The sequence below is a fragment of the Clavibacter lycopersici genome (genome assembly GCF_003576405.1).
In the GTDB taxonomy this organism is placed as follows: Bacteria; Actinomycetota; Actinomycetes; order Actinomycetales; family Microbacteriaceae; genus Clavibacter; species Clavibacter lycopersici.
This window is the reverse complement of the sequence record NZ_QWGT01000394.1, coordinates 1-1373: the sequence shown is the minus strand read 5'-3', so window position 1 is coordinate 1373 and position 1373 is coordinate 1. Positions and strand designations below refer to the sequence as shown.

At 77.3% G+C, this 1373-nt stretch carries 1 protein-coding gene; it reads left to right on the top strand.

Annotation, left to right across the window (positions count from 1 at the left end):
- Positions 1-1373: HAD-IC family P-type ATPase (locus DZG00_RS15440; RefSeq protein ID WP_119455817.1), on the top strand; the 1373-nt coding region annotated here is incomplete at both ends.

The following is a 1373-nucleotide window of genomic DNA, read 5'->3' as shown; positions in this document are numbered from 1 at the left end:
CGCTCCCGCCGCTCCCGCGGTGGAGCGCGAGCCCGACGAGGCCGAGGATCCCGCGCCCGCGGATCGCGCGCCCGCGGATCCGTTCCCCCGCGCCGCCGTCGCCACCCGCCGACCCGACGCCGACGAGCTCGCGCTCCGGCAGCGGCTCGTCGTGTCGGCGGCGCTCACCGTCCCCGTGTTCCTCATGGCGATGGTCCCCGCGCTCCAGTTCCCGAACTGGCAGTGGCTGTCGCTCGCGCTCGCCGCCCCCGTCGCCGTCTGGGGCGCGTGGCCGTTCCACCGGTCCGCCGCCGTCAGCGCGCGGCACGGCGGCGTCGGCATGGACACGCTCGTGAGCATCGGCGTCGCGGCCGCGTTCCTGTGGTCGCTGTACGCGCTCTTCCTCGGCGACGCCGGGGACGCGGGCATGCGCATGACCATGAGCCTCGTCTCCGAGCCCGGCGCCGGATCCGGCGACGTCTACCTCGAGGTCGCCGCCGCCGTCACGGTGTTCATCCTCGGCGGGCGCTACCTGGAGGCGCGGGCCGCCCGCGCGTCCGGCGCCGCCCTCGCCGCCCTGCTCGACCTCGCCGCGAAGGACGTGGCCGTCGTGCGCGACGGCGTCGAGGTGCGGATCCCCATCCGCGACCTCCGCGTCGGCGAGGAGTTCGTCGTGCGGCCGGGCGAGCGCATCGCGACCGACGGCGTGGTCGTCGACGGATCCAGCGCGGTCGACCGCTCGCTCCTCACGGGCGAGTCGCTCCCCGTGGAGGTCGGGCCCGGCGACGACGTCACGGGCGCGACCCTCAACGCGGGCGGCCGCCTCCTCGTGCGCGCCACGCGCGTGGGGGAGGAGACCCGGCTGGCGCGCATGGCCGCGCTCGTGGAGGAGGCGCAGACCGGGAAGGCCCGGATCCAGCGCCTCGCCGACCGCGTCTCGGCCGTGTTCGTGCCGGTCGTCCTCGTGCTCGCCGTCGGCACGCTCGTCGGCTGGCTGCTGCTGGGCTTCCCGGCGGAGGCGGCGTTCACGGCCGCGGTCGCGACGCTCATCATCGCGTGCCCGTGCGCCCTCGGCCTCGCGACGCCCACCGCGCTCCTCGTGGGCACGGGCCGCGGCGCGCAGCTCGGGATCCTCATCACCGGCCCCGAGGTGCTCGAGTCCACCCGCCGGATCGACACCGTCCTGCTCGACAAGACCGGCACCGTCACCACGGGCGTCATGTCGCTCGTGCGGGCCGTGCCCGCCGACGGCGTCGACGCCGACGAGCTCGTGCGCGTCGCCGCCGCCCTCGAGGCGCGGTCGGAGCACCCGGTCGCGCGCGCCGTCGTCGAGGCCGCGGGCGCCGGACCCCTGCCCGCCGTCGACGGCTTCGTCGCGACCCCGGGCCTCGGCG